Here is a 25,010-nt window from a genome sequence, read left to right as displayed (position 1 = left end):
TGTTTGATTAGCTATTATAGGCCCATTTTAAATAAATTGCCCCCCAGGTAAATCCTCCACCAAAGGCTGCAAAGACCAAATTATCCCCTTTTTTGAGTTGTTTTTCATAATCCCACAACAAAAGAGGTAATGTTGCCGAAGTTGTATTTCCATAGCGCTGTATATTCATCATCACCTTATCATTATCGAGTCCCATTCTATTGGCTGTAGCATCAATAATACGCTTATTTGCCTGGTGTGGGACCAACCAATGAACATCATCATGAGACAGCTTGTTGCGTTCCATGATTTTGGCGGCTACATCAGCCATGTTGGATACTGCAAATTTGAAGACCGACTTACCATCCTGATACACATAATGCTGTTTGTTTTTGACGGTTTCCTCCGAGGCTGGTAATAATGATCCACCTGCCTCTATTCTCAAAAATGGCCTTCCTTTACCATCCGACCTTAAAAATTCATCCTGAAGTCCCAATCCTTCCTCATTTGGTTCAAAAAGAACTGCCCCCGCTCCATCTCCAAATATAATGCAAGTGGTCCTATCTGTATAATCCAGGATTGATGACATTTTATCTGCGCCTATCAGCAATACCTTTTTATAACGTCCGGATTCTATGTAACTGGCTGCTGTAGACATTCCATATAAGAAATTTGAACAGGCCGCCTGCAGATCATATGCAAAGGCATTGGTTGCCCCAATTTCAGATGCAACATATACCGCTGTAGATGCTACCGGTAAATCCGGGGTTGCGGTTCCAACAATTACAAGATCAATTTCCGCCGGATCTACTTTGCTTTTCTTTAAAAGGTCTTCGGCTGCTTTTATAGCAAGATAAGAGGTCCCCTTATCTTTATCTTTAAGGATTCTTCTTTCCTTTATTCCAGTCCTGGTAGTGATCCACTCGTCATTGGTATCTACCATGGTTTCCAAAACTTTATTGGTAAGCCTGAAGTCCGGAACATAAGCCCCTACAGCCGTAATGGCTGCCGATATTTTACTCATACCTAATTTGGTTTATTATCAAGAAAGCTGAAAAATCCTCCAAAATCGTGGAAAAATAAGGATTTTTTGCGACTTTTTGTGCTAAAATAGATTATTTGAGGATTTTTTGAATTTTTAACTAAAGTCAGCTGCCCCATAGGATTTAAGGGCCATAATGGCGCCTTATAAATTTCCGAAGCCTGCATTTTTGTGCTCAAATTGTGAAATTCAAAAAAGATGAATTAGGAAAATATATTCCCAAAAAAACTCCCACTCTTTTGAAGTGGGAGTAGAAGTTGTACAGTGTCTTTTTTAAGCAGAAGCTTCTTCTGTTTTATCAATCAGAACCTGACCGCGATAATACAATTTACCTTCATGCCAATGCGCTCTGTGATATAAGTGCATTTCACCAGTGGTAGGATCTTTCGCCAGAGTAGGCGCAACTGCTTTATAGTGCGTTCTTCTTTTGTCTCTTCTGGTTCTGGATATTTTCCTTTTAGGATGTGCCATTATATAATCTATTTATCCGTTAGTAAATTTTTAAGTGCATCCCATCTGGGATCCGTTTTATCTTTATTTTTTATTGTCTCTTTTGGTTGTAGCTCTTCCAGTTTTTTAAGGATGTCCGATTTCAGCGTACCGTCAAGAACTCCGGGGTGAATCCTTTTTGAGGGCACAGCAAGAACCAGCATTTCATAAATATACTGAGCTACATTAATCTGATGTTCTCCATGTGGAATGATCAGAATTTCATCGTCCTCATTGTTAAATTCTTCTCCAAACTTAACCACAAGCTCAAGATGCGAACTTATTGACTGATCATAAGATTCGCCGGTTAAATCACAATCTACATTGACAGTTCCCTCACCACGCAAATCTAACTCCAACATGGTAACTTGTTTATTCAATACCAGTTCCAAATTAATATCGGTGGCATTAAATTCGTCATATCCAAAAGTAACAAAGAACTTATTTTCAATACTATACTTAAACTGGTGTTTTCCTTCTTTCAATCCTGAAAAAGGAATGCTATATTCCTTATGCTCCATCATCTATAACGCTAGTTTAAGGCGTGCAAAGATACCTTTTTTTTCTAAAACCCCAACCATTAACAAAATATATTTACTTCTGCAATCTTAAAGAAAATCGTGCTTGCGCGACAGCTAAAATTATCTTTTCATTCTTTGTTTTTGTAAGGGGTTTTCTGTCAGACCACGATACTCTTTCCTGTTTTTATAAATACTAAGTCCGGTAAAAACGGCTTCTTTAAAAGAACTGTGGTCTGCTTTGCCCTGCCCGGCAATTTCATAGGCAGTACCGTGGTCTGGAGAAGTTCTTACTTTGGACAGCCCCGCCGTAAAATTCACCCCTTTGCCAAAAGCCAGTGTTTTGAATGGAATTAAACCCTGATCGTGATAGGCTGCAAGGATGGCATCAAAATTCTTGTAACTATCTGATCCAAAAAAACTATCTGCGGCGTACGGGCCATAAACCAAATGTCCGGCATCTGTCAATTCCTTAATAGCGGGCTTTAGCACCTCTTCATCTTCCTTTCCGATTACACCGTCATCGCCACTATGCGGATTTATGCCCAAAAGGGCGATTTTTGGTTTTCGAATCCCAAAATCCATTTTTAGGGAATTCTCAATAATCCCGACTTTTGCCGCAATGAGCTCCGGAGTAATGGAATTGGCAATGTCTTTAACAGCAACATGATCTGTCAATAATCCTACTTTCAGCTCATCAGAAACCATAAACATCAGGCTTTCACCTTCCAATTCCTCTGCTAGAAAATCTGTATGCCCTGGAAAACTAAAGTGTTCAGACTGGATATTTTTCTTGTTAATTGGCGCAGTAACAAGCAGATCAATATCGTTATACTTAAGTGCCTTAACTGCAGCTTTTAATGACCTAATGGCAAATTCACCTGCCTTGTTCGTTGCCTTACCAAATTCTATCTGTGGGATCTCTTTCCAGACATTTACCACGTTTACCTTTCCGTCTATAGCTTTAGAAGCTTCCTGAACCCCATGAAACGCGATGTTTATTTTTAAATCGCTTTTTTGTTGTGAGATGGTTTTATTTGAAGCAAAAATAACCGGGGTACAAAAATCTAACATTCTTGAATCTTCAAAGGTTTTAAGAACCACTTCACAGCCAATTCCATTGATATCACCAATGGAAATCCCCACCTTAATTTTACTCTTTTCCTGCATTATATCTTTACCTTTGTATCCTAAACTGAACGACAAAACTACTTAATTTAAACGACACATGTTTACCGGAATAATCGAAGTTTTGGGAGAGTTAAAAGAACTTAAAAAGGAAGGTGAAAATCTTCACCTTACCATTGCAACTCCGATGGCAGCAGAACTGAAAGTAGATCAAAGTGTTTCTCACAACGGCGTATGCTTAACTGTTGTAGCCACTGACTCTGAGGAATATACTGTAACTGCCATTGATGAAACACTCCGGAAAACTACTCTCGGACACTTAATCCCAGGGGATAAAGTGAACCTTGAACGTGGAATGCAATTAGGCGCCAGGCTAGACGGGCATATTGTTCAGGGGCATGTAGATCAGAAGGGAACCTGTACAGGCATCGAGGAAAAGGACGGTAGTTGGATTTTTACATTCCAGTATGACGCGCTTCAGAACAACATCACCATTCAAAAAGGATCTATTACAGTAGACGGTGTCAGCCTAACTGTTGTGGATTCTGCAAATAGCCACTTTTCCGTAGCAATCATTCCATATACTTACGAACACACAGGATTTAAGTGCTACAAGTTAGGAACCGAAGTAAACCTGGAATTCGATGTTATAGGTAAGTATGTTGCAAGACTGTTAGGCAAGAGCTCTTCCTAAGCTTGCTGTCTTTATTCCTTTTATACTTTTATAAATATCTTCTTTTTGTACATCACATAAGCCAGAAAGCAATAAAACGAAACAACAGTAAGGCCATAAAGCAATGATGAAAGCTGGCCAGACATAAAATCGTGCACATAGATATTCTCGTATAGCCAATTGTGCAAGGAGATCTCCTCTGTTACCTTTATGGAATAGAAGATTTTTGTAACAAAACTCGAAAGAAAATATACAGTAATGGCATTGGCTCCCGCATAGCGGAAAATGCTTCCAAATTGCATCCCCCTAACATCGGTTAGGTAGTAGATAAGCGCAAGGAAAAGATTACCCCAACCTGCTGTCACCAATACAAAACTACTTGTCCAAAGGGCTTTGTTTATTGGGAATATTAAGTCCCACAAAGACCCTACAATAAGCATTGCACCTCCAAGACCAACCATAATTGTGGCTTTCTTGGCCTGTTTAGAAACCAGTATCAAGCCAGTAAAAATTCCTAATAAGGACGAGACAATTGCCGGAATTGTACTTAGTAGTCCTTCCGGATCGTAATCTGGCTTGTAGTTATGTGTTCCAAATACCTGTACATCCAGATAATTCGCCAGATTATTTGGTGCTCTTTCCAGGGTAGACGCCACCCCTTCTACAGGCACGTATACCATAAGTAACCAATAGCCAACTAACAGAACGGCGCTAACTCCAACAAGAGTTTTCCAATTGAAATTGATAAAAAGAATTGCGGCAAAAAAGAAGACTACTCCAATACGTTGCAGTACACCAGGAAAACGGATTTCTGCAAACTCTTTTATAAAAGGGAATGTAATAGTGAATGCCCCTAAAAAGACCCCCAGGCCAATTAATTTTAAAGTTCGTATGCTGATCTTTTTATAAGTTGCCGCGTTGGTGGGTTTATTCTTATATGCAAAGACAATAGAAGTCCCTACAATAAATAGAAAAAATGGAAATACAAGGTCTGTAGGGGTGTATCCGTGCCATTTAGCATGCAAAAATGGAGCATAAACACTGGTCCAGGTCCCGGGGGTGTTCACCAGTATCATAAGTACAATTGTGAGCCCCCTGAAGATATCTACCGATAGAATTCTATTTTTCATTTAAAGGATTTTTACAAAAGGTTGTCTTTCATTTTATTCCACGTCCTAATCAATAGCAGCCCCGAAACAAGGGCAATTCCTGAAATGATCAGGGCCGATGTGGTGCGCCCGTATATCCAATACCCGGTAGCAAACAAGAGTGAGTAGATAAGAGCAACCCCTAATAGCATAGCAGTAATACCTGAGGGCACACTCCATTTTTCATTTGTGTTTACTATCTCAACATCGTCATCCTTTGCCTCATTTACGACCTTAGACCATCCGGGGCCCCCTGGTTGAATTTTTTGGTAAAAGCTGCGTAATACCTCCTTGGATTCCGGTTGGGTCACAAAGGTCGCTGTAAGCCATACGACAGAGGTTACTATCATAATAAAAGGAAGTTCTCCCCATTCCGGGAATATACCTGTCTCCGGGCTAAAGAGGAAACCTTTCAATGATGTCGTTTCCATTAGGATGGCCAAAATTCCTGACGAAAACATGGCCGAAATTTCGCTCCACGAATTAATCCTCCACCAAAACCATCTAAGTATGAATATTAGGCCTGTACCGGCTCCAAAGGACAACAATAGATTAAATACCCCCATAGCGCTCTGCATAGCCAAGGCCAAAAATGCGCTTAAAACCATTAAAACGACAGTTGATAATCTTCCTACTGCTACCATTTGCTTTTCCGTAGCATCAGGATTTATTTGTTGTTTGTAGAAGTCGAACACGATATAAGAGGATCCCCAATTCAATTGTGTAGAAATGGTACTCATATAAGCTGCAATTAAAGAGGCCAGAACTACCCCAAGTAATCCACTCGGTAACTTCGTAAGCATTGCCGAATAGGCAAGATCATGGCCTAATTTATCTGCTGGCACATTTGGAAATGCTTCTGCAATACTGGCGATGTCGGGAAACACCACTAGCGAAGCCAGGGCAACAAGAATCCATGGCCATGGTCTGAGTGCATAATGCATTATATTGAAAAAAAACGTTGCCCCAATGGCGTGGTTCTCATTTTTTGCGGCCAGCATTCGCTGTGCTATATACCCGCCTCCTCCAGGTTCCCCACCCGGATACCATGAGCTCCACCATTGCACCGCCAACGGAATCACCATAATTGTAATCACAGCTTTGGTATCACTAAAATCCGGAAGGATATTTAGCTTATCCTTTACGTTTTCGCTATCTATTATTGCCTGTATTCCACCAACTTCGGGGATATTTACCAAATAATACGCTGCCCCAATAGCCCCGGCCATTGCGACAAAGAAGAGTAGGAAATCCGTATAAACTACTCCTTTGAATCCGCCTAAGGCACTGAAGACTACTGTAATTAGTCCCGCACTTACAACAGTCTCCCAAGGCTCCAAGCCCAACATTATACTCCCTATTTTTATTGCCGCCAGGGTAACGGCAGACATGGTGATTACATTAAAGAGAACGCCGAGGTATACCGCCCGAAACTTTCTAAGAAAACTTGCCGGCTTGCCCCCATATCGTAACTCGTAGAACTCCAGGTCGGTATTTAGGTTCGACTTACGCCAAAGTTTGGCGTAAACAAAAACGGTCAACATTCCGGTTAGCAAAAAACACCACCATCCCCAATTGCCCGATACTCCGGATGTTCTTACAAGGTCGGTTACCAGGTTTGGAGTGTCTGTTGAAAAAGTGGTTGCCACCATCGAAAGCCCTAACAACCACCAGGGCATAGTTCTTCCTGAAAGGAAAAATTCCGAAGAGTTTTTACCCGACTTTTTGGAGACATATACTCCTATCCCTAAAACAATTGAGAAAAATACAACGATAAAGCTGTAATCAATAACACTGAGTTCCATAGTTTGGTTTTGTAGCGACTAAAGATATTATTTTTTAGGATACATTTGCCTTTTGTGTGTTAAACCTAAGATCCGGAACTATTTATGACATCTGAAATCACCTTGATGGCCTGGCTAATAGCCTTAACGGCTGCCTTTGTCATTGGAGTATCTAAAGCAGGTATTAAAGGCATTGCAATCATCAATGTAACCCTTATGGCGCTGGCTTTTGGTGCTAAAGAATCTACGGGCCTTGTAGTTCCTCTGTTAGTTGCGGGAGATATTTTTGCGGTAGTTTACTACAATCGTCATACGAGATGGTCTTACATCTTTCGATTTTTACCGTGGATGTTACTCGGGATCTTAATTGGTGTTCTGATTGGCAACGACCTGCCGGATACCACATTTAAAATAACCATGGCCATCATTATCCTGGGCAGCGTTATTATGATGTATTGGTGGGATAGAAGGAAATCTAAGGTAGTGCCTACACACTGGCTTTTCGCCGGATTTATTGGAACTATCGCAGGCATCACTACCATGATTGGAAATCTTGCAGGGGCCTTTAGCAACATTTATTTTTTGGCCATGCGCATTCCGAAGAACGAGTTTATAGGAACAGCTGCGTGGTTATTCCTTATTATCAATGTCTTTAAACTGCCTTTTCATATTTGGGTTTGGGGAACCATTACCCCGGAAACGCTTTTAATAAATTTAAAACTACTTCCAGGGGTTCTCATAGGAATTGTTGTAGGCATCAAATTGGTTAAAATCATCAGGGAGGCGTTTTACAGAAAGTTAATCCTGATTCTTACCGCCGCCGGAGCAGTTTTAATACTACTTAGATAACCTGTTTATATTCCTAATTGATCCTAAGTCTGGCATACACCGGAAGGTGATCTGAAGGGTATCTGCAATCTTTGGAATCACTTAATATTGCATTTTTCAAAACACTGAAATCCCCCTTTGAAGTAAAAATGTAGTCTATCCTATTAATAACAGGTTCATTAAACTTAAAACCATTAAAAGTCCCGGCCGGACCAAAACTATTTTTTCCGGCCGCCGTATAGCTATCCTCCATTCTGTTTGCCAGATACATTATACTTTCATGCTGTGGTTCAAGATTAAGATCTCCCATCAGGATCACCGGCAATGCATCAGAATTAATCTCTGCTATCTTTTTTAAAATCAGTAAAATACTTTCTTTTCTGGCCTGCTGCCCAATATGATCAAAATGGGTATTGAAAACCCAAAATTCTACCTTATCCATTTTAGATTTGAATTTACCATAAGTGCAAACTCTCTTGATAGCGGCATCCCATCCTTTTGAAGGGATCTCCGGAGTTTCCGAAAGCCAGAATGTGTTGGAATCCAGCAACTCTATTCTATTAGTATTATAAAATATAGCGGAATACTCCCCGGCTTCTTTGCCATCATCCCTGCCCTTTCCAAAAAAGGTATATGTATCAAGGCCATTGTCTATATCTTTTAATTGATGTAACATTCCTTCCTGAGTTCCAAAGACATCGGGCTCATAGAAATTGAGTTGGGATATCAGAAAATCTTTCCTGTTATCCCAGGAATTGAGACTATCCCTGGGGGTATCGTATCTAATATTATAGGTTAGTACATTCAGGGTTTGAGCAATAACAGGGGTTAATAACCCTCCAAACATAAAAGCAAGGATGATGATTAATTTGTTTAGCCGTGTTGCTTTCTTCATTTGTTTAGCAAACTTAAATTATTGATTATTGTATTTAGTCAAATCCCAACTTTCCGAGCCCGTTCTGCACATCTTCATTGCCCATAAATAAGTTCCAGAGTAAACCACTTCTATGGTTTTCTATCATAATAATTTCCGGGCCCTGATCAATGGCCAAATATGCCTCTGCAACCCAGAAATCGTTTTCCGGACTAAAGGCGTCGTAAAACCCAGCAGGCCCAAGTAATTTATCCTTGTTTTTGTAAAAATAGTGCATGGCTTTTAATGAAGCGGTTGGGGCATAAGGAATAGAACTTATTGCCGCAGTTGGCGTTATTACTCCTGAGTCGTTCGCCGGATGATGTGCTGCATACCCCAGGCTTCCATCTGTATTTCTTGTATAGCTGGCCGTAAGTCCCCAGCAATCCTCGCCATAATCCTTGAAATTTCCAGGATTTTCAACGCAATAGTCATAATTTATCCCGACATGATTGATGTTTACTTCCCCGTAATCTACAAACTCATCTGCCAGCCCAATCGGATTCAGGCCAAGATAGGAATAATGTGCCCAGAACAAAGGACCTCCATATTCCTGGGCGCCATTGTGTGATACTACAAGGGGAATGTCATATTTGGTGTTCCCGGATTTAATATCTCCTCCGGATGCCCATCCATCGGTATACGCCTCTTTTGTAATCGAAAAATTTGGGGAAGAGGCCGCCAGGACATATGTAATAAGTACTTCGTTATATCCTTTTAGTTCAAAGTTAATATCAAAACCATATAATGGACTCCAATGCCAATAGAGCGCATTGTTTCCTTGTGTATACCAATCCCATTCTACTTCCTTCCAAAGCAAATCAGCCTTTTCCCCAATAGCCTGCTCTGATGGTAACCCGTCTTTGAGATACTCTTTTACACATATAAGCCCTTGTGCTAAAAAAGCTGTTTCTACCAGGTCTCCCCCATCATCCTTAGGACTAAAAGGAATTACCTGCCCATTGGTGCCGTCTAACCAGTGGGGCCAGGCACCGTGAAAACGATCTGCCGACTCCAGAAACGTCAGGATTTTCGAAAGTCTGTCCAAGCCCTCCCCCCTGCTGATAAAGCCTCTTTCCATAGCTACTATTATGGCCATTATACCAAAACCTGTACCGCCTATGGTGACTACATTTTCATCATATGAAGGTGTTGCAGGATGATATCTCTCCCTGGCACAACCAGAGGTCTGTTCTGCATACTCCCAGAAATACCTGAAGGTTTCCCTTTGCACAAGATCCAAAAGCTCCTCATCTGTAATACTGCTGCTCTGTTGGGTATTGTTCTTATCCTTGCCATCATTATCCTGGCCGCTACATCCAACAAAAATGAACGTTGCTATAAGTGCCGTTTTTTTTAAGAGCCTGATAGATAAGTGAATCATAAAAAATAGATGTTGATAATTTCAACGCAAATCCCAATAGTCTCCTAAGGTAGTAAATATCAACTATTGGGTGCAGGTCTTGTTCATAAATGCAATTTGGGAACAGAATTCTATTCCCTTCATTGGATTTCTTTGAAATTCGGTTCATTTATGGTTGCTACTTAAAATAAGTAGCTAAAGATTCCGTTATAAATAAGAGCCTCTCTAAAAACTTCGTATTTAGAACAATTACTTTAAAAACTGCTTGAGAACACGTTTTTTCAACAACCGATTAGACCAAATTTTGATCAATGGGGCTCAAACCATCTTACAATACCTCGTGGAATAAAGTCTACGCTTTTTTGAAAGATCCTGGCAATACTGAAAAGTATCGCGAGTATTATTCCTCTGTTGAACCACTAATTAAATATTGGCTGCTTACCCTCGGACTTAATCAGGATTTGGACGGCCATGCCAAAAGTGTTTTTTCCGACCTCTATCTCAAGGAGCAAAAACGATTTCAATCTGGAAAGTTGGTGCCAGAAAAATGCACCGCACTAATTACCTCTTACTATTTCCCAGTCATTAAGAACCTTTGCATAGATTATACCAACACCTTAAGCTGTAAATTACCTTTTAAAGAAGACGTCAGCTGGGAGCAAAAAGCATCAGAGCCCGGAGTATTTGAAACCCTTTGGGGCGAACATAAAAATACTGTGTTGGCAGAGATGAGCAGAAGTGTAAAAGACTGGATAGAATTATCCAACTTTGACCCTGCCAGGAAAGAGTATTTAAGAAAGCGTTATATAGACGGACATAAATTGCCCGAAATCATAAAAGGTGTTGAAAAATCAGAATTTGAAGCTCAGAGGAAATGGATTTGCCGTCAGGGTAAAAAAATTGCTCAGAAAATTGCCAGAAGCCTGCTGCCGGCGATTATCGATTGTTATAAATTGCCAATAAACAAAACGGTAGACCCTAAAATTATAGAAAAGCACCTGCTTGGCTTAAGAACAAAGCTGGCCATTTAAATGTTTAAACTCAGAAGTTCGGATACTACCTCTTTATACTCCACTATCCGATGATCTCTTTCAATATGATGCGTTATTGCTTCTGGCTCTTCTTTCATGGGGAATAAAAATGCCTTGACATCCTCCCAACCGGCATCCAGATTTACTGTGTCTTTCTCTAAATATTCCAGATGCAATAGCCGAATCTTCCCTCGAAAATCTTCATTAAGCTGAATCATCCTCCAAAGGGCCATTTTAATTTCGGGTTCAAGTAAAGTTTCTTGGCGGAGATAGAATTGATAAAGCAACAACAAATTTGCCCCTAGTTTGTTGTAGTAGAGTTCAGAAGTTGAAGGCAAATCTATGCCCTGGGGAATAGCACCCGTTTCAGTATTGCTGATTTTTCCAGCATCCTTTTTTTTATGCAACTTATTCATCTTTTTTGCATGTACTCCTGATCAAAGTTTGGATCCACCTTCCTGGAAACTCAAATAACTTGCAGAACAAATGACTTGACGAGATTAAAGAATATAAAGACGAGCAGAGCGATTCAATGGCGCAAACCGCGGAACGCATGAGTAAGGTTCCATTATGTAAAAATAAATGGTCTTTGCGGTTGCTTAATTCGTGTTTAAGCACTGATATCAGGTAGCAAGTAATCTTTATTTCGAATAAATTCTTCTTGTTAAATGTTTATTGATCAATAATTTAAAGCTAGCGAAAATAAACTAATTATACAATTTGGAATATGTCATTGCAGCCAGTATCCCTGCAGATCCAGCTCCGGATTTGGAGGGAACGGCAGGGGCATCTTTCCTTTTCAGAATACCTTCGTCGTTTTTTACGTAACCGGCCCAGGCTATAACCAACTTTTGTCCGTCACTTATGACAGTCCAGCCATCTTTCGCTTTTCCTGTAGTTCCTGTCTTACCATAATAGTTTCTGTCTTTTGGTAAGATTTTAAGTAATCTGTGGCAAGTTCCTCCACGTTCGAAAGCCGCACTCAAGACAGATTTTAAATTGCTGGCTGATTCTGAAGTGTAAATAGATTTTGTTTTTACACTATTCCCATCAACTATGGTATCCTGTAAATGGGGATCTATTATGTATTTCCACGGACTTAATTCAACAGCTTTACCATCATTAAAAAGCATCTGATAGGCCTGGGCTACTTCCCATGGGGTCATGGTTTTGGTGCCAAGTATATAAGATTCTCCAAGGCTGTAAGAGGGGTTTGAAGGTATTTCCATTTTAGAAAGTTTTCTTTCTACTCTCCTGGCCACTTCAAGCGGATTGGCCTTTACCCGATAATTAACCGCGGCCTTGTTGAGGCTGTACTTTAATACGTCTCGCACAGACACATCCTGGTTTAAAAGATTGTTATTAAAGTTACTTGGGTTGTACTTGTACTCCTCTAAATTTCCATTGAATAATTTACTGTTACTATTAAAATCATAATTCTCGAACAGTTCTAAAAATACCAGGGGTTTTAAAACGGATCCACATTGAAATCCGTCTCCATAGTCCGTAAAGTTGGCCATAGCCCCACTGTTTTTCCTATTGCCCAGCGCGGCTTCAATACGCCCACTCTTAATATCCAAAGCAATGAGTGAAACCTCCAGATCATATCCTTGCTTCTCTAATTGAGATCGAAATCGTTTTGAAAAAAGGCCAACAGCCTCATCTAATTTTAATTGATTATCCCTCTTAATTGAAGAAATATATTGCAAAGCAAACCGTCTTTTGGTTTTCCCCCTGTTTTTACTAAAAAAATTGGTCAATGCAGTGGTCTTTCTTAGTCCGTTTCTTTCAGCAAACCTCAACTCCATTCCTCGCATTGCCTTTAAACGTGTTTTGTCTTCCTGAGAATCTTCGGCAATAAGCGCAAAGTAAGATATGACCTGTTGCTTTATTACCGCTGCATTTTCAAACTTATCATCACAGAGCATTCTGAGATCCCGGGCATTCTTTAAAGTTCTTACAGTTAGCAACATCTCCAGATCATTCAATTCATGCGGGGGCCTGTTAAAAATGGCATAAGAAGCCAGTATGAGTCCGGAGAAATCTTTCTCGTACCAGAAATTGCCAGAATAATTGGTATAGGCCATTAGTATTTCCTGTGGGCTGGCCGACTTAACCATTTGAAAAGCTGCCAATTGTTCTCCATACTTCCGGGATAAATAGATTGTTCCCAGACCTTCCTTTTTGTGAATAGCATTCTTCAGTAACTGCTGAGGAATATTTGAACCCCCATCTGCCTTGCCCTTAAACAATCTGGCCACTCCTGAAACAGACATCCCATAAACGTTATCCTTTCCTGAACCAAAGAAGTTTTTGTTTTCCACCCTGGTTAAAAAGTAAATGTAATTCTCTGGCAATTCCTCATAGGATAAAACCGGGACAATAGGGTACTTGTTAAGGATTCCCCTGGCATCCATTTCATGGATTTCCTCGGCTGTTAAACGATTATTAAGCACCGTATTTTTTCCAAATACGGCCAGTAGATGGTGATTTTCGTCTCTTACAGAGGATATAAAATGAACATTGGGCTCTAACCTCATTTTAGAAGGCCATAAGATGTGGAACAGGATCAATGATAGAAATACCCCTGCGATAATAATTATGGCTTTAACCCAATCGCTTAAGGTAATATTCAACAATTTTTCGATCTTTTGGATCATAAGGCTTTGCGTTTTTCGAAATCCGATATAAAACGAATTAAATGATAAATTGCGGGGCTCACCCAACGCCAGAATACTAAAAGAAGGCCTCCGTTAAACAATAGTGAGATAATTAGTCCGAACTCAGTTTGTGAATACATTCTGATGTAGGCCGGTAATAAAAACATGGCTCCCAGGGCAACAAAAAACACGACAGTATTCCTGGGGGTCAAGAATACCCCGGAAAGCCAATAGTATCTGACGGAAAGCACCTTGGATTTTAGTGCGATCTTCACCCAGGGGTGGTGAAACTGCAACCAGGCAGCTATAAAAAGACATGCTGTAAAATGAATACGAGCAAGGAATACAGCAAAGAAGTTGTGGAAAATACGCCAACCACTGGCAAAAGTTTGAAATGGGTACGATACATAGAGTAATGTTTCAAAAAACATAAACAATCCAAGGCACATAAACTGTAGTTTCAATTTATCATGCGATAGATTGTACCTAGACCTGATATTGAGTTTGCTTAGGCAAAACAGCAAGGCATATAATCCGGAGAAGTACGCTATGGTATGAAGTCCAAAATACGAAATGGGATATTTTATGCTTCTTATTGGAGAAAGCAATTCCGATCCGTACCAGTACACATTATTCATCAGGATATTGTATTCTATAATACTTGATGATATCCCAAGACAAAGGGCAGAGAAAAGTAATTTACTGAAGAGAAAACACAACATACTGGTCCCCATACCTATCAGCAAGATCACCAGGGTTCCCCATCCTTCTTCCCTGGCAACTCTTAAATTAAACCAATTCTTCCTTGGAATATACAAAAGAATACAGCCCAGTAAAGCCAGGAAAATGAGTGCCAGATAAACTACAACAGCGGGCATGATTAAAGCGTAGATAAGCCGTCCGAAAAAGACACATTAAGTCCGAGGTTCTGTTCCAGCGCATATTTCCAAAAGGCCCTTGCCTTATGCACAACACCCGAATCTTTCGGCTCGGACATCACAATAAAAATTACCTCTCTTTCAGCACCTGGGCCAATTTGGTCTGGTAAATAATAACCTACCATATCTCTATATGCCTTATCCATTTCCTCTACTGTGGTAGGAGGACTTTTATAGAAATTTACCACAGGATTGTTTTCGATTAGATCGCTGACGACTATCACCGTTCCATCTGTCTTATTAATAGCCTTCATAAGCGTGGGAAAAAGAGAGGTTTTATCCATAACCCCAACAGAATCCAGGCGCTGCAAATTATCTTCGTGTACTTTGTAAAAATCCCGCCACCTGAGAATTAGTTTGTTTCTGGCTTCACCCCAATTGGTATGAGACAAAGCAGTAGAGACAGGGTTATAAAAGCTATGGGTAGAGATAATCCCAAAATCGTAGTTAACAGTAAAGCATTTTGGACCATCCTTAAGACCCAGCTGCTGATTGATAAGTTGCTCAAAATTCTCCTGGCGCAATTCGTTCTGTGCCTTGGTGATAAGCAATGAATCTGTGGCATCTACCAGGACAGTAATATTTCTGGTCGTGACGGTTTCGCATTCGGTTTCGCAACTTTCACCAACGAATGCCAGGAGGACTAAAACGAATAATATGATTAATTTTTTCATAGTGATCTATATCTGTGTAAAATCGAAATTCTTCCAGTGAATCGGGCCCTGTCCGTTACTATAGTTTTCAAAATGCTCCCGATATTTATTAATTTCCTCGAATGAACTAATCTCGAGAGCCCCTAATTCCTTTTCACAGTCCCCAATTTCTGAAGATATACCTGTGGTCTTGTTTTGGAGCACGGACACATCTCCCAGGATGCGCCTGAATTCGTTTTTCCCTGCTTCATGAGATGCAGTCAACTGATCTTGCAATTTACTCAGGAGTTTGTATGCTCCTTTGAGCTCATGAAATTTCAAATTAAGATCGAGCTGTTGTGGAGAATCCTTTCCTTTTACGGGTAACGATTCTGGCTTTTTCGGTTTAACTTTTGCATCTTTTCTGCTATAAATACTTTTAACAGCGTTCGTCAGGAATAGTGCAAGGGTAACCATCATTACTGCTCCAAGAATCAGGAAACCATTTTTAATAAAAAAGGAAGTAAAGGTCAGGGTCTCGTCTAATGCAAGCGATGAAAAATACCACTCCATCACAGTAAATGATAAGATGGCATAAACACTGAGAATCAGCAAAATTGGTAACCATACCCAGCGTAAAGAAATTCTCCTCGAGGTAAGGAAGCTGGCTGCAAAGACAATGGGAATAAAAAACACGCTTCTTAGAATAATTTCGGGAAGGTCATGTGTTTCGGTTAATATGTTATAAAATAGTATCCCCTCCCCAAATATAAAGATCACTTCCACAAGGTAAAGTAGCCAGAGTGGAATCCTCTTCGGACGTGTTTTCAGTTTTGGAGTGGGCTTTATTACAATGGGTTCAAAGTCTTCCAGGGCGGTGATCTCATCAACGTTATACATGCATTTAAGATCATCCCCATTTAAATGACAGCGCCGAATATGCTCCTTAATTTGAATTTTCTGATGAGCTATATTGCCCTTTAAGGTGATTATCTCCTCCTCTATGGCTTGTGTTTTAGCCTTATTGAGTGCCACTACTTCTTTAGACAACTGGCCTTTGACAATTTCCATTTTATGAAAGTGCTCGGAGAGCGACTCTCCAAGCTCTCCAATTCTTTCATTCAGGAAATACTTCTTTGTTTTATATCCGTTGATGATCTTCTTTTCATCTAGGATGAAATCTTGCTGTGGCTTCATTCCCAGGTTTGCGGCCCGATAAGCCATATTCTTTAATTGCTGATTTGAAAATACCATGATGATCAGATTAGGCTGTTAATAATGTAGCAGTAAATACAGTTCGGTTTCCAGAGACACTCTCTGGCCTGGTACTTCCGGAAGAATTGATTTGGCCTCCCCAATTTCAGATTGCCCGATCTCTGAAAACAGTTCGTTCATTTTGCCCTGATCGTATTCAATTATAGGTTTTCCCCAAATAGATTGATCTTTCTTAAAAAGATTTTGTCCCAATTTCATTTAAATAGTGTTTATGTGGTTTAAAGGTTTATCTCTGCTAATAACTTTTAGGGACATTTTGAGATAAAAGTTTTGTTTATCTCCTTATAAATGAGTACCTTATGAGGAGATGTTGTAGATTCATAATTCTGATTTATGGGCAGGATTAAGACATGGAATAAGTGGGCTAATGCTCATACCTATTACCTTTTGGACCTTTTAAGGGTGGCATTGGGCGTATTTCTTATTGCCAAAGGAATTAGTTTTATGTCGAATCCTGAACTTATGACTGAGGTCATGGAACCTTTCGAGGAGATCCCCGGAAGTTGGTTGACCATGCACTACGTGGTTGCCGCTCATTTTGTAGGAGGCTTTCTGATCATTGTTGGTTTACTAACCAGGTGGGCCGCCTTATTACAACTTCCCTTATTATTTGGCGCGGTACTCATTAATTTCATTGGCGAGATGAACGGCAATAATTTAATTATGGCCCTGATAGTATTAGCAGCATGTATATTTTTTCTTTTCTATGGTTCCGGCAAACATTCGGCAGATTATTACCTGAAGATGCAGAAATAGCGCTAATAATTCTAACTCTTACTTTCCGTTATCCCTTATTTCGGTAATTCTGATCATAAACCCGAATGATATAACTTAGCCATATAAGGAAGACTATTGCCACTATTATAGAATAGATTATTATGATCTCCATTATTTAGGTCTTTTTAGATAGTTCATAAATCCTAAAATTGTGGGAGCCCATAATCCAATAAATATGGCTTCGAGTTTTTGGCCATTGATAAAAGTAATTTCCGCAACAATAATAATGGAAATGACAAGCAACAGCATAAGGACATTTACAGGTCCTATTGCTTTAACAAAGTTTTTGAGCATAGCTATCAAATTATGTAAATAAAGTTAAGCAAGAAATTGGTTTAACAAAGAGAAAATAGAAATAGTGAAACCTCATCTTAGTAAATTGGCTTCCTGCCAAAAGCTTAAAATTGGAATATAAACCCACATTCAACGGGGAATAAAAACAAATTGTGTTTTTCGACGCATACAGTGATGACGGGCCACGTCATTTTATTTCCATTATCATCACCCTTTGAAATTGCTCAAATTATTATCCAATAGTGTGATATAAGTCATAAAATAGCATCCCTGTTGTTTATAATTTTAAAGCTTGTAACTAGTCGATCTAAACATCTACATCATGGAAACAATTCAGGAAATCGCCGCAAGAGTCTACGAGTTTGGTAACAATAGTGCAGATGGCAACAGCACAATGAAGAATCTTTTGGGCGGAAAGGGGGCCAACTTGGCAGAAATGAGTTCCTTAGGAATCCCAGTCCCGCCAGGATTTACAATTACTACAGAAGTCTGTAAAGAATTCAATGAACTCGGGCAGGAGGCGATAATAGGGTTAATTACCCCCGAAGTTGAAAAGGCAATAAAAAATATGGAGGGCATAATGGGAGCCCAATACGGTGATACCAAAAACCCGCTTTTAATTTCTGTTCGCTCCGGCGCACGTGTTTCCATGCCTGGGATGATGGATACTGTTTTGAATCTTGGACTTAACGACGAGGCCGTAATAGGTATTGCAGAAAAGACAGGCAATGAAAGATTTGCCTGGGATTCTTATCGTCGGTTTATTCAGATGTATGGAGGAGTGGTCCTGGGAATGAAGCCGCAGTCTAAAGAAGATATTGATCCTTTTGAAGAAATTATAGAACACCTTAAAGAAAAAAGGGAGATTCAACACGATACCCAATTTACAATCCAGGACCTTAAGGATCTGGTGTACGACTTTAAAGACGTTATTCAAAAAAGCACTGGTCAGAACTTTCCAACAGATCCCTGGGAGCAGCTCTGGGGCGCCATTATCGCAGTATTCAATAGCTGGAATGGGGCAAGGGCCATTTACTATAGAAAAATGCACGACTACCCGGACGATTGGGGAACTGCAGTAAATGTACAGGCCATGGTTTTCGGGAATATGGGTGCCGGTTGCGGTACAGGAGTGTGTTTTACAAGGGATGCCGGTAATGGTGAAAATAGATTTAATGGGGAATACCTTTTAAATGCACAAGGCGAAGATGTGGTGGCAGGAGTAAGAACCCCACAACAGATTACGAAAATGGGGTCTCAGCGTTGGGCACAACTAGCCAAAATTGAAGAATCTGACCGGGCTGAAAACTATATCTCTTTAGAAGAATTAATGCCAGATATCTATAAAGAACTCTTTAAATATCAAAACATATTGGAGCAGCATTATAAAGATATGCAGGATATGGAGTTCACCATTCAGAGTGGAAAACTTTGGATATTACAGACCAGGAATGGAAAGCGCACCGGATCAGCAATGGTCAAAATCGCGATAGATCTTTTAAAAGAAGGACTACTTGATGAAAAGCAGGCTTTACTGCGTATTGAGCCCAATAAATTGGATGAACTGTTGCATCCGGTATTTGATCCCAACGCATTAAAACGTGCAACGATTATTGAACAGGGCCTGCCTGCCTCTCCCGGAGCAGCCACCGGTCAGATCGTCTTCTTTGCAGATGAGGCGAGAAAATTCAGAAATACCATCCTTACGCGTATTGAAACCTCGCCGGAAGACCTGGAAGGAATGAACCTGGCCAAAGGTATTCTGACTGCCAGGGGCGGGATGACCTCCCACGCCGCGGTTGTGGCAAGAGGTATGGGTAAATGTTGTATCTCTGGTGCCGGCGCATTAAAAATAGATTACAAAAATCGTTTGCTAACTGTCGACGGCAAGGAATATCATGAAGGAGACTGGATTTCTTTGAACGGTACCACTGGTAATATAATTGAAGGAAAAGTGGCTACAATAGAGCCGGAGCTAAGCGGAGAGTTTGGCGAGATAATGAAAATAGCCAATAAATATGCAACAATGGCAGTTCGTACCAACGCAGATACCCCTAAAGATGCCCGTGCGGCAAGGAAATTTGGTGCAAAAGGTATTGGCCTTGCCAGGACCGAACATATGTTCTTTGAAGTAGATCGGATAAAAGCCATGCGCGAAATGATACTGGCAGACACTGTGAAAGGTCGCAGACATGCTTTGGAAGATTTATTACCAATGCAACGAAGTGATTTTGAAGGAATTTTCGAGGCCATGCAAGGACTTCCGGTTACCGTACGATTGTTAGACCCACCCCTGCACGAATTTGTACCACACCAGTTGGCCACTCAAAAAGAATTGGCCGAAGATATGCACATCTCACTATCTGCCGTAAAAAATAAAGTTGCGGAACTTCAGGAATTTAACCCAATGCTTGGACACAGGGGATGTAGATTGGGAAATACCTTTCCGGAAATTACCGAAATGCAAACCAGGGCCATACTAGAGGCCGCACTTAATCTCAAGGCCAAAGGCATAGAGGCCAAACCGGAAATTATGGTTCCTCTGGTGAGTACCTTAAATGAATTTATAGCCCAGGAGGAGATTATTCGGAAAACTGCCGATACAGTTTTTAAAGAATATGACGACACTATTCCCTATTTGGTTGGCACTATGATAGAGGTTCCACGAGCGGCGTTGATGGCAGATCTAATTGCAAAAAAGGCCGACTTTTTCTCTTTTGGAACCAATGACCTTACACAATTAACCTATGGGTATTCTCGTGATGATGCCGGTAAGTTCTTGCCAATCTATCTGGAAAAAGGAATCCTTAAGGCAGATCCTTTCGAAAAATTAGATCAGGAAGGAGTAGGTCAATTAATTAAAATGGCCACCGAAAAAGGCCGGAAAATAAAACCAAAATTAAAGGTAGGTATCTGTGGAGAGCATGGGGGAGAGCCCAGTTCAGTAGAATTCTGTCATAATAATGATATGAATTATGTGAGCTGTTCGCCCTTTAGGGTGCCCATAGCCAGGGTGGCGGCTGCACATGCGGCTATAGGAAAAGGTTAAATAGTCAGGCTCTTCTGGTCACTACAAAAGATATGGTTCTGCCAAGGGCATTGAACAATTTTTGCTTGTCTGCGGCACTGTCTATTTCCGATTTAATAGAAGCTAAATCGTTCATGTCTTTTTCTGTTGTTAATGTTCTGTCTTGCAATATTTTGGCCTGATATGCGGTTAAACTAGTTTGTACTTTGATCATTTCCGGAAATAACTCGGCCCGATCTGCTGTTGGAGCTATTTTAATTTTATAAGCCACAGTTGTCAGGATGTCCTGAAGTAAGGCGTACATTTTATCTGTATGGTCCATACTGGTAATAAATTAATTTGGTTCTTTATTGGTTTTCCGCAGCTATTAATCCACCCCAATAAGGATCTTCCTGGATAGTTGCCTTCATATCAATATACTTGGTCATAACTACCCCTATCTGCTGATCACCCATAAATTGAAGGGAATAACTAATTGGCCCTTCTACTATATTCAACATCTGACCAAGAGACATTTTCTTGTAATTTCTGGCCAGGTCTGCTACTGTTTTGCCTCTCTCAGCAGCCTTCAGGCATTGCATCAAAGTAATGTTCTTTGCATTTCTTTCTGCAGCCGTCAAGTCCATTATTTCACTTGCAATCTCTGCCAGCAATTCCGATTTTTCGGTAGAACTGGAATTCATATCCGTCTTAACCCTGTAAATCCTGGCCAAAAGATCAGATCGCTCTGCTGTAAACTGGTAGGGCGTTCTCTCTATTGCCTCGGCCAGTGTTATGAGTTGAAGCGTTAGCCTGATGGCATGTGCCTCGCTTTTTTTTACAGCATTGGCTGCAAAGTAATTCCCCTGATAAAGTGCATCAAAAGTGGTACTAAAATTAATGTATTGCTCTTTCAGTTTATCTATTTGCACTGTCAGCGGGTTGCTAGTTGGCAGGGGTAACGAAACCTGGGTAAGGGTATTTAGTAATTGAGGATTTATCTGAGTAGAGTCTGTGATGCCCTCTAACTGGGCATAAATAAGGTCTTTTTGCATATCTTCCATGGAGTATGCTGTACTACTTTTGTCACTTAATTGGTGAATACTTTCAAGCGCTGCCACTGCTTCAAGGCCGAATAGTTTAGCCGCATCCATTATAGCCGCTGCCTTCTGTTTGTTACATGAATTCAGCAGTAACATGCCGAAGGAAAGCAGCACAACAACCAATGATTTATTAAAGGTTCTTTTCATTTATTTTCTGGTTAGTTAGTTATCGTAAAAGCAATATGCTATCATTAAATCTCATCCTGATTTCCCCGCAATTAAGATAGCTAATACTCTGACGCAGTCTGTAAGATAGTGATTTTGTAATGACCTCCTTTGTACAAAACATAAGAGACAGATCTATTGTAAACCGCCAGTTTCACAGAATGCTGCATCTCTGGCTTGCCCATGTCTGAAAGACGCCTTAACAAGTGAGCCTTGCAGTTGTATTTATTACACTGATAGTTGCGCCCGAAAACTAATTAGGGCCTTTTGGAAGCAAAAAAGCCTGTTTCGTCCTTTTAAAGCAAATTTATAGAGCAATTTGTTGGTATATTGAATATACAGCTGCCAGAGTGGTAGCCAGAAATAATCAACAAACCACTATTAAAATGAAGAAATTACTATTACTGGCCCTACTGCTGGTATTTACAGTAGCCCAGGCTCAAAAGAAAAAAAACGGCACCATTTATCAGGATCACCCAACCATAGAAATAGCCAATGACATGATGGCTGCATTTGTGGCAGGGGATGAAACAAAGGTGGCAAGCTATCTGGCTGATGATTTTAAGGCCTATAACGGTACAAGCACAAACAAGAACAATACGGGAAGAACTAAAGAACAATATCTTAATAATGTCAAATGGTGGAAGAACAATATCGCTTACGGTTCAATAAGTGCATCTCCGGGAGCCTACCCAGATGCGCTCGAATATAAGGACGGGCAGATTTGGGTTCAGACCTGGAGCCAGTATAAAGGTGTTCATAATGAAACGGGTGTAAAAATAGACATGCCTTTTCATCAGTTGATGGAGTTTAATGCTGATAACAAGATTAAAACTTTAATAAATTACACCAACCAAAATGTTTGGCGTGAGATTGGCCGCAGTTATGGAGATCGGGAGAATGGAAAACTTTATGACCATCATGACTACATCAACAAGGTAAGGAGAATGATGAGTGCCTTTGAAAATAACGACCTGGAAATGGCCTATAGTTATTTTGATGAGAAATGCAGGTTTAATTCATTGGAATCTCCTGTAGGAGAAACCATGACCCTCGATGAATTAAAGGAACGTAATAAAGGAGTGATGGAGGCTTTTGATATCACCAGTATAGACGTAGTTGGGTATCCTGATTACCTGGAGTATGACCTGGGCGACGGACAAACTGTACAATCCTGGTGGAATTTTAGAATGACCAGGAAGTCTGACGGTAAAAAAATTGTAATGCCAGCGCTATATATCCACGACTTTAACGATGAAGGAAAAATTGTTAGGTCTAATGCCTATATCAGCACAAAAATAATGGATGCCAAGTAATTCCTTATAAGGTATATATTAGAAAAGAGGGCAAATGCCCTCTTTTCTGGTATTAGGTTAGTGTTTGGCTGCTGACCGTAAAAATCCTACAGCCATTTAATTCTGAATTTTGACAAGTTCTTTTCTATACTCAATCTTATTATTAGACAGATCCCAAATTTCCATTACCGGTGTATTTGGATCATAACCATTCTCTTCCACGTAGGTATTCAAGGCAGGGTATACTTTCATAATTCCAAAAATTACCGATGGCATCCCTTTAAAAGGAAAATCTGCCACCAAATAATTATCATTGGGGTATTCTTTTACTTCGAAATCTGCCCTGAGGTGTTCTACTTTTTCAAAATCAGACTCCAGAATACAGCCCACATCCGCCCTTAGGCTATCCTTATCTGTAGTTTTGGGATGATCGTAATAGATTCCAAATCCCCGGGTTGTTGTAATGTTATATTCTCTTAATAATTTGTTGTACACCTTGTCCGAAACATCGGGGCTTTGTGCATAATCCCCTGTCATCTTTTGATACACCAGGACTTCCCCGCCCTTTTGTTGAATTTCAGCTCTAACAGGATAAAAACCACCGTAGTAACCATAAATTAAGAAGAGCACAAGCAACAGTGACCCAATGATCAGGAGTGTGATTTTAGCTGCTCTCATAACCAGAAATTTGTGTCTTATAAGCTAAGTCTGTGTATTTCCCATTCATTGCTTTTGTTTTTCGAAGCAAGAAGTCCATCTGAAAGCAATTTAGACCTGAGTAGTGGTAACTCAAATCGTCTTGTTGACATTAAAATGTGGTCTCTCTCCATAATTGGCCAAAGAATTTCTCCCTGGGTATTTATAAGGACCTCAATAAAACTATAGTCAAAGACATTTAATTTAATTTCATTCTGCCCTCTGAAAGTTTTTTTTGCAAAGATTCCAATGGCTTTGCCGTTCTCAAATTGGGTTATGTTTACAAATTCTGGTTGAATAAGCTGCTCTCCTTTGGAATTTATAAATCCATAGAGCGGTATCCCCTCATCGGTAAGTGCCTGATTCATGCACAAACCATCCAGAAATTCCGGATAGCGTATCCCTCGTATATCCATCTTAGATGTATCGGCCTCAGTACTCCAGACCAGATCACTCCTGAAATCGATAACCAATTTCCCTTCAGTATTTATGAATCCCCATTGGTTTCCTTTTCTGACCGCGGCAAGACCTTCACTAAAAGGCCTGACCTCATCCAATTCGTCAAGAATTGGTTTGTTGATCGACTCTATAACCTGTGTTTTTCCAGCAAATGGTAAAGCAATTAATACAACAAATAATAAAGCATAGATACGTTTCATAACTTTGAGATTTAACGTTTCAACAAAGATATTCCTGAGCTCCTTTCCTTGAAATGATATAAGTCAGGTAATCGCCTTAAATTCAATAAAAAGTAAGCTTGGAAAAGATCATGTTTTTCAACCTTTTTGGGAGGCCGTCTCTTATGTCTTCCATTTCGCCCTGGGATACATATTTTCGAAGATATATAAAAGTGTTGTCGATGTATTTTTCGGCAACCTCATCGCTATATTCAAAATCGTTTACAGCGGCAGGGCCGTCATGATGACGTACCAGCTCTATAAACTCTGCCATATGTTTCACCTTGGGCTTTTTCTTTCTGAGTTTCCACCCGTGTACATAAATGCCTTTAATAAACATGGGCAATTGTGCGATAAGCTGCAGGGATTCTTCCGGTGGAATTATGTCGCGAAGAGCGTACATAATTGCCGTAAAAATACGGCCCCCTTTGGCGGTATCTGTACCCAGGTTCATTTGTTTGGTATAATCTTTTAAGAAGGTATTACCCTCTGTTGCGTATTGATTAAAATTTAGTGCCATGATTTATAGATTTTAGATGAGCTATAAAGATGAGAAATAGCTCTGCATCCTGAAATGACTACGGTCATAAAAGGA

The 25,010-nt window shown here is 40.1% G+C and carries 26 protein-coding genes; 6 read left to right on the top strand and 20 right to left on the bottom strand.

All coding sequences use genetic code 11. The features are described from left to right. Window positions 1–7 precede the first annotated feature (7 nt). The 4 genes from J1G40_RS00915 to pdxA form a co-directional block, all read right to left on the bottom strand. On the bottom strand, window positions 8–1,003 hold the full coding sequence (locus J1G40_RS00915; protein WP_265240391.1) for a beta-ketoacyl-ACP synthase III: 996 nt from the start codon (window positions 1,001–1,003) through the stop codon (window positions 8–10). Window positions 1,004–1,294: 291 nt separating this feature from the next. Continuing rightward, window positions 1,295–1,492, bottom strand: coding sequence for a 50S ribosomal protein L32 (rpmF, locus tag J1G40_RS00910; protein ID WP_265240390.1), 198 nt, complete (start codon window positions 1,490–1,492; stop codon window positions 1,295–1,297). A gap of 8 nt (window positions 1,493–1,500) precedes the next feature. After that, entirely contained in the window at window positions 1,501–2,034 is a 534-nt protein-coding gene (locus tag J1G40_RS00905; RefSeq protein WP_265240389.1) for a YceD family protein, read from the bottom strand. A gap of 117 nt (window positions 2,035–2,151) precedes the next feature. Further along, window positions 2,152–3,198: a 4-hydroxythreonine-4-phosphate dehydrogenase PdxA gene (pdxA, locus tag J1G40_RS00900; RefSeq protein WP_265240818.1), complete on the bottom strand. Its 1,047-nt coding sequence runs from the start codon at window positions 3,196–3,198 to the stop codon at window positions 2,152–2,154. A 58-nt stretch (window positions 3,199–3,256) separates the two neighbouring features. Here pdxA and J1G40_RS00895 point away from each other — a divergent pair, with 58 nt between their 5' ends. Beyond that, window positions 3,257–3,850 (top strand): riboflavin synthase, encoded by a 594-nt coding sequence (locus tag J1G40_RS00895; RefSeq protein ID WP_265240388.1) that lies wholly within the window; start codon window positions 3,257–3,259, stop codon window positions 3,848–3,850. A gap of 20 nt (window positions 3,851–3,870) precedes the next feature. Here the strand turns inward: J1G40_RS00895 and J1G40_RS00890 are convergent, their stop codons facing one another. Continuing rightward, the gene (locus J1G40_RS00890; protein WP_265240387.1) at window positions 3,871–4,959 is read right to left on the bottom strand and encodes an acyltransferase family protein; all 1,089 of its coding nucleotides are present in this window, start codon (window positions 4,957–4,959) and stop codon (window positions 3,871–3,873) included. Between the two features lie 11 nt (window positions 4,960–4,970). Beyond that, window positions 4,971–6,782 carry a sodium:solute symporter family protein gene (locus tag J1G40_RS00885; protein WP_265240386.1) on the bottom strand — a complete coding sequence of 604 codons (1,812 nt, stop codon included), beginning with the start codon at window positions 6,780–6,782 and terminating at the stop codon, window positions 4,971–4,973. An 84-nt stretch (window positions 6,783–6,866) separates the two neighbouring features. On the opposite strand from J1G40_RS00885, the gene J1G40_RS00880 reads away from it, so the two are divergent. Further along, window positions 6,867–7,610: a sulfite exporter TauE/SafE family protein gene (locus J1G40_RS00880; protein WP_265240385.1), complete on the top strand. Its 744-nt coding sequence runs from the start codon at window positions 6,867–6,869 to the stop codon at window positions 7,608–7,610. Between the two features lie 13 nt (window positions 7,611–7,623). On the opposite strand, the gene J1G40_RS00875 is transcribed toward J1G40_RS00880, so the two are convergent. Both J1G40_RS00875 and J1G40_RS00870 read right to left on the bottom strand, forming a co-directional pair. Beyond that, window positions 7,624–8,484: an endonuclease/exonuclease/phosphatase family protein gene (locus J1G40_RS00875; protein WP_265240384.1), complete on the bottom strand. Its 861-nt coding sequence runs from the start codon at window positions 8,482–8,484 to the stop codon at window positions 7,624–7,626. A gap of 34 nt (window positions 8,485–8,518) precedes the next feature. Further along, complete coding sequence (locus J1G40_RS00870; protein ID WP_265240383.1) at window positions 8,519–9,886, bottom strand: glucoamylase family protein; 1,368 nt, start codon at window positions 9,884–9,886, stop codon at window positions 8,519–8,521. 290 nt (window positions 9,887–10,176) lie between these two features. Between J1G40_RS00870 and J1G40_RS00865 the strand changes: the two genes are divergently transcribed. Beyond that, window positions 10,177–10,896 (top strand): hypothetical protein, encoded by a 720-nt coding sequence (locus J1G40_RS00865; protein WP_265240382.1) that lies wholly within the window; start codon window positions 10,177–10,179, stop codon window positions 10,894–10,896. Here the strand turns inward: J1G40_RS00865 and J1G40_RS00860 are convergent. From J1G40_RS00860 to J1G40_RS00835, 6 genes are all read right to left on the bottom strand, one after another. Continuing rightward, window positions 10,893–11,312, bottom strand: a complete 420-nt coding sequence (locus J1G40_RS00860) for a hypothetical protein (protein ID WP_265240381.1) — start codon at window positions 11,310–11,312, stop codon at window positions 10,893–10,895. The two genes, J1G40_RS00865 and J1G40_RS00860, sit on opposite strands and share 4 nt — an antisense overlap. Window positions 11,313–11,603: 291 nt before the next feature. After that, window positions 11,604–13,556, bottom strand: coding sequence for a transglycosylase domain-containing protein (locus J1G40_RS00855; RefSeq protein ID WP_265240380.1), 1,953 nt, complete (start codon window positions 13,554–13,556; stop codon window positions 11,604–11,606). Further along, window positions 13,553–14,434, bottom strand: coding sequence for a hypothetical protein (locus J1G40_RS00850; protein ID WP_265240379.1), 882 nt, complete (start codon window positions 14,432–14,434; stop codon window positions 13,553–13,555). The genes J1G40_RS00855 and J1G40_RS00850 overlap by 4 nt, the downstream gene beginning before the upstream one ends. A 2-nt stretch (window positions 14,435–14,436) precedes the next feature. Next, on the bottom strand, window positions 14,437–15,168 hold the full coding sequence (locus J1G40_RS00845) for a hypothetical protein (protein ID WP_265240378.1): 732 nt from the start codon (window positions 15,166–15,168) through the stop codon (window positions 14,437–14,439). A gap of 6 nt (window positions 15,169–15,174) precedes the next feature. Next, window positions 15,175–16,380, bottom strand: coding sequence for a hypothetical protein (locus tag J1G40_RS00840; RefSeq protein WP_265240377.1), 1,206 nt, complete (start codon window positions 16,378–16,380; stop codon window positions 15,175–15,177). Window positions 16,381–16,398: 18 nt separating this feature from the next. Continuing rightward, a complete protein-coding gene (locus J1G40_RS00835) occupies window positions 16,399–16,599 on the bottom strand; it encodes a hypothetical protein (RefSeq protein WP_265240376.1) in 201 nt (66 codons plus the stop codon). A 135-nt stretch (window positions 16,600–16,734) separates the two neighbouring features. Between J1G40_RS00835 and J1G40_RS00830 the strand changes: the two genes are divergently transcribed. After that, window positions 16,735–17,157 carry a DoxX family protein gene (locus J1G40_RS00830; RefSeq protein WP_265240375.1) on the top strand — a complete coding sequence of 141 codons (423 nt, stop codon included), beginning with the start codon at window positions 16,735–16,737 and terminating at the stop codon, window positions 17,155–17,157. A 132-nt stretch (window positions 17,158–17,289) separates the two neighbouring features. Here the strand turns inward: J1G40_RS00830 and J1G40_RS00825 are convergent, their stop codons facing one another. After that, on the bottom strand, window positions 17,290–17,472 hold the full coding sequence (locus tag J1G40_RS00825) for a hypothetical protein (protein ID WP_265240374.1): 183 nt from the start codon (window positions 17,470–17,472) through the stop codon (window positions 17,290–17,292). Window positions 17,473–17,794: 322 nt separating this feature from the next. Between J1G40_RS00825 and ppdK the strand changes: the two genes are divergently transcribed. Next, a complete protein-coding gene (ppdK, locus tag J1G40_RS00820; RefSeq protein WP_265240373.1) occupies window positions 17,795–20,521 on the top strand; it encodes a pyruvate, phosphate dikinase in 2,727 nt (908 codons plus the stop codon). A gap of 4 nt (window positions 20,522–20,525) precedes the next feature. On the opposite strand, the gene J1G40_RS00815 is transcribed toward ppdK, so the two are convergent. After that, window positions 20,526–20,822 (bottom strand): hypothetical protein, encoded by a 297-nt coding sequence (locus J1G40_RS00815; protein WP_265240372.1) that lies wholly within the window; start codon window positions 20,820–20,822, stop codon window positions 20,526–20,528. Window positions 20,823–20,847: 25 nt separating this feature from the next. Then, window positions 20,848–21,729: a hypothetical protein gene (locus J1G40_RS00810; RefSeq protein ID WP_265240371.1), complete on the bottom strand. Its 882-nt coding sequence runs from the start codon at window positions 21,727–21,729 to the stop codon at window positions 20,848–20,850. 404 nt (window positions 21,730–22,133) lie between these two features. Between J1G40_RS00810 and J1G40_RS00805 the strand changes: the two genes are divergently transcribed. Continuing rightward, window positions 22,134–23,063: a nuclear transport factor 2 family protein gene (locus J1G40_RS00805; RefSeq protein ID WP_265240370.1), complete on the top strand. Its 930-nt coding sequence runs from the start codon at window positions 22,134–22,136 to the stop codon at window positions 23,061–23,063. Between the two features lie 96 nt (window positions 23,064–23,159). On the opposite strand, the gene J1G40_RS00800 is transcribed toward J1G40_RS00805, so the two are convergent. The 3 genes from J1G40_RS00800 to J1G40_RS00790 form a co-directional block, all read right to left on the bottom strand. Next, complete coding sequence (locus J1G40_RS00800) at window positions 23,160–23,720, bottom strand: GyrI-like domain-containing protein (RefSeq protein ID WP_265240369.1); 561 nt, start codon at window positions 23,718–23,720, stop codon at window positions 23,160–23,162. Between the two features lie 17 nt (window positions 23,721–23,737). Beyond that, window positions 23,738–24,397 (bottom strand): WG repeat-containing protein, encoded by a 660-nt coding sequence (locus J1G40_RS00795; protein WP_265240368.1) that lies wholly within the window; start codon window positions 24,395–24,397, stop codon window positions 23,738–23,740. An 82-nt stretch (window positions 24,398–24,479) separates the two neighbouring features. Continuing rightward, window positions 24,480–24,935, bottom strand: coding sequence for a DUF2267 domain-containing protein (locus J1G40_RS00790; protein WP_265240367.1), 456 nt, complete (start codon window positions 24,933–24,935; stop codon window positions 24,480–24,482). Window positions 24,936–25,010: the final 75 nt, after the last annotated feature.

Origin of the sequence: Muriicola sp. Z0-33, from assembly GCF_026126425.1 — a bacterium.
Classification (GTDB): Bacteria; Bacteroidota; Bacteroidia; order Flavobacteriales; family Flavobacteriaceae; genus JAFMPW01.
Note: the sequence above shows the minus strand (reverse complement) of the source record. Positions and strands in the feature narration are given on the sequence as shown.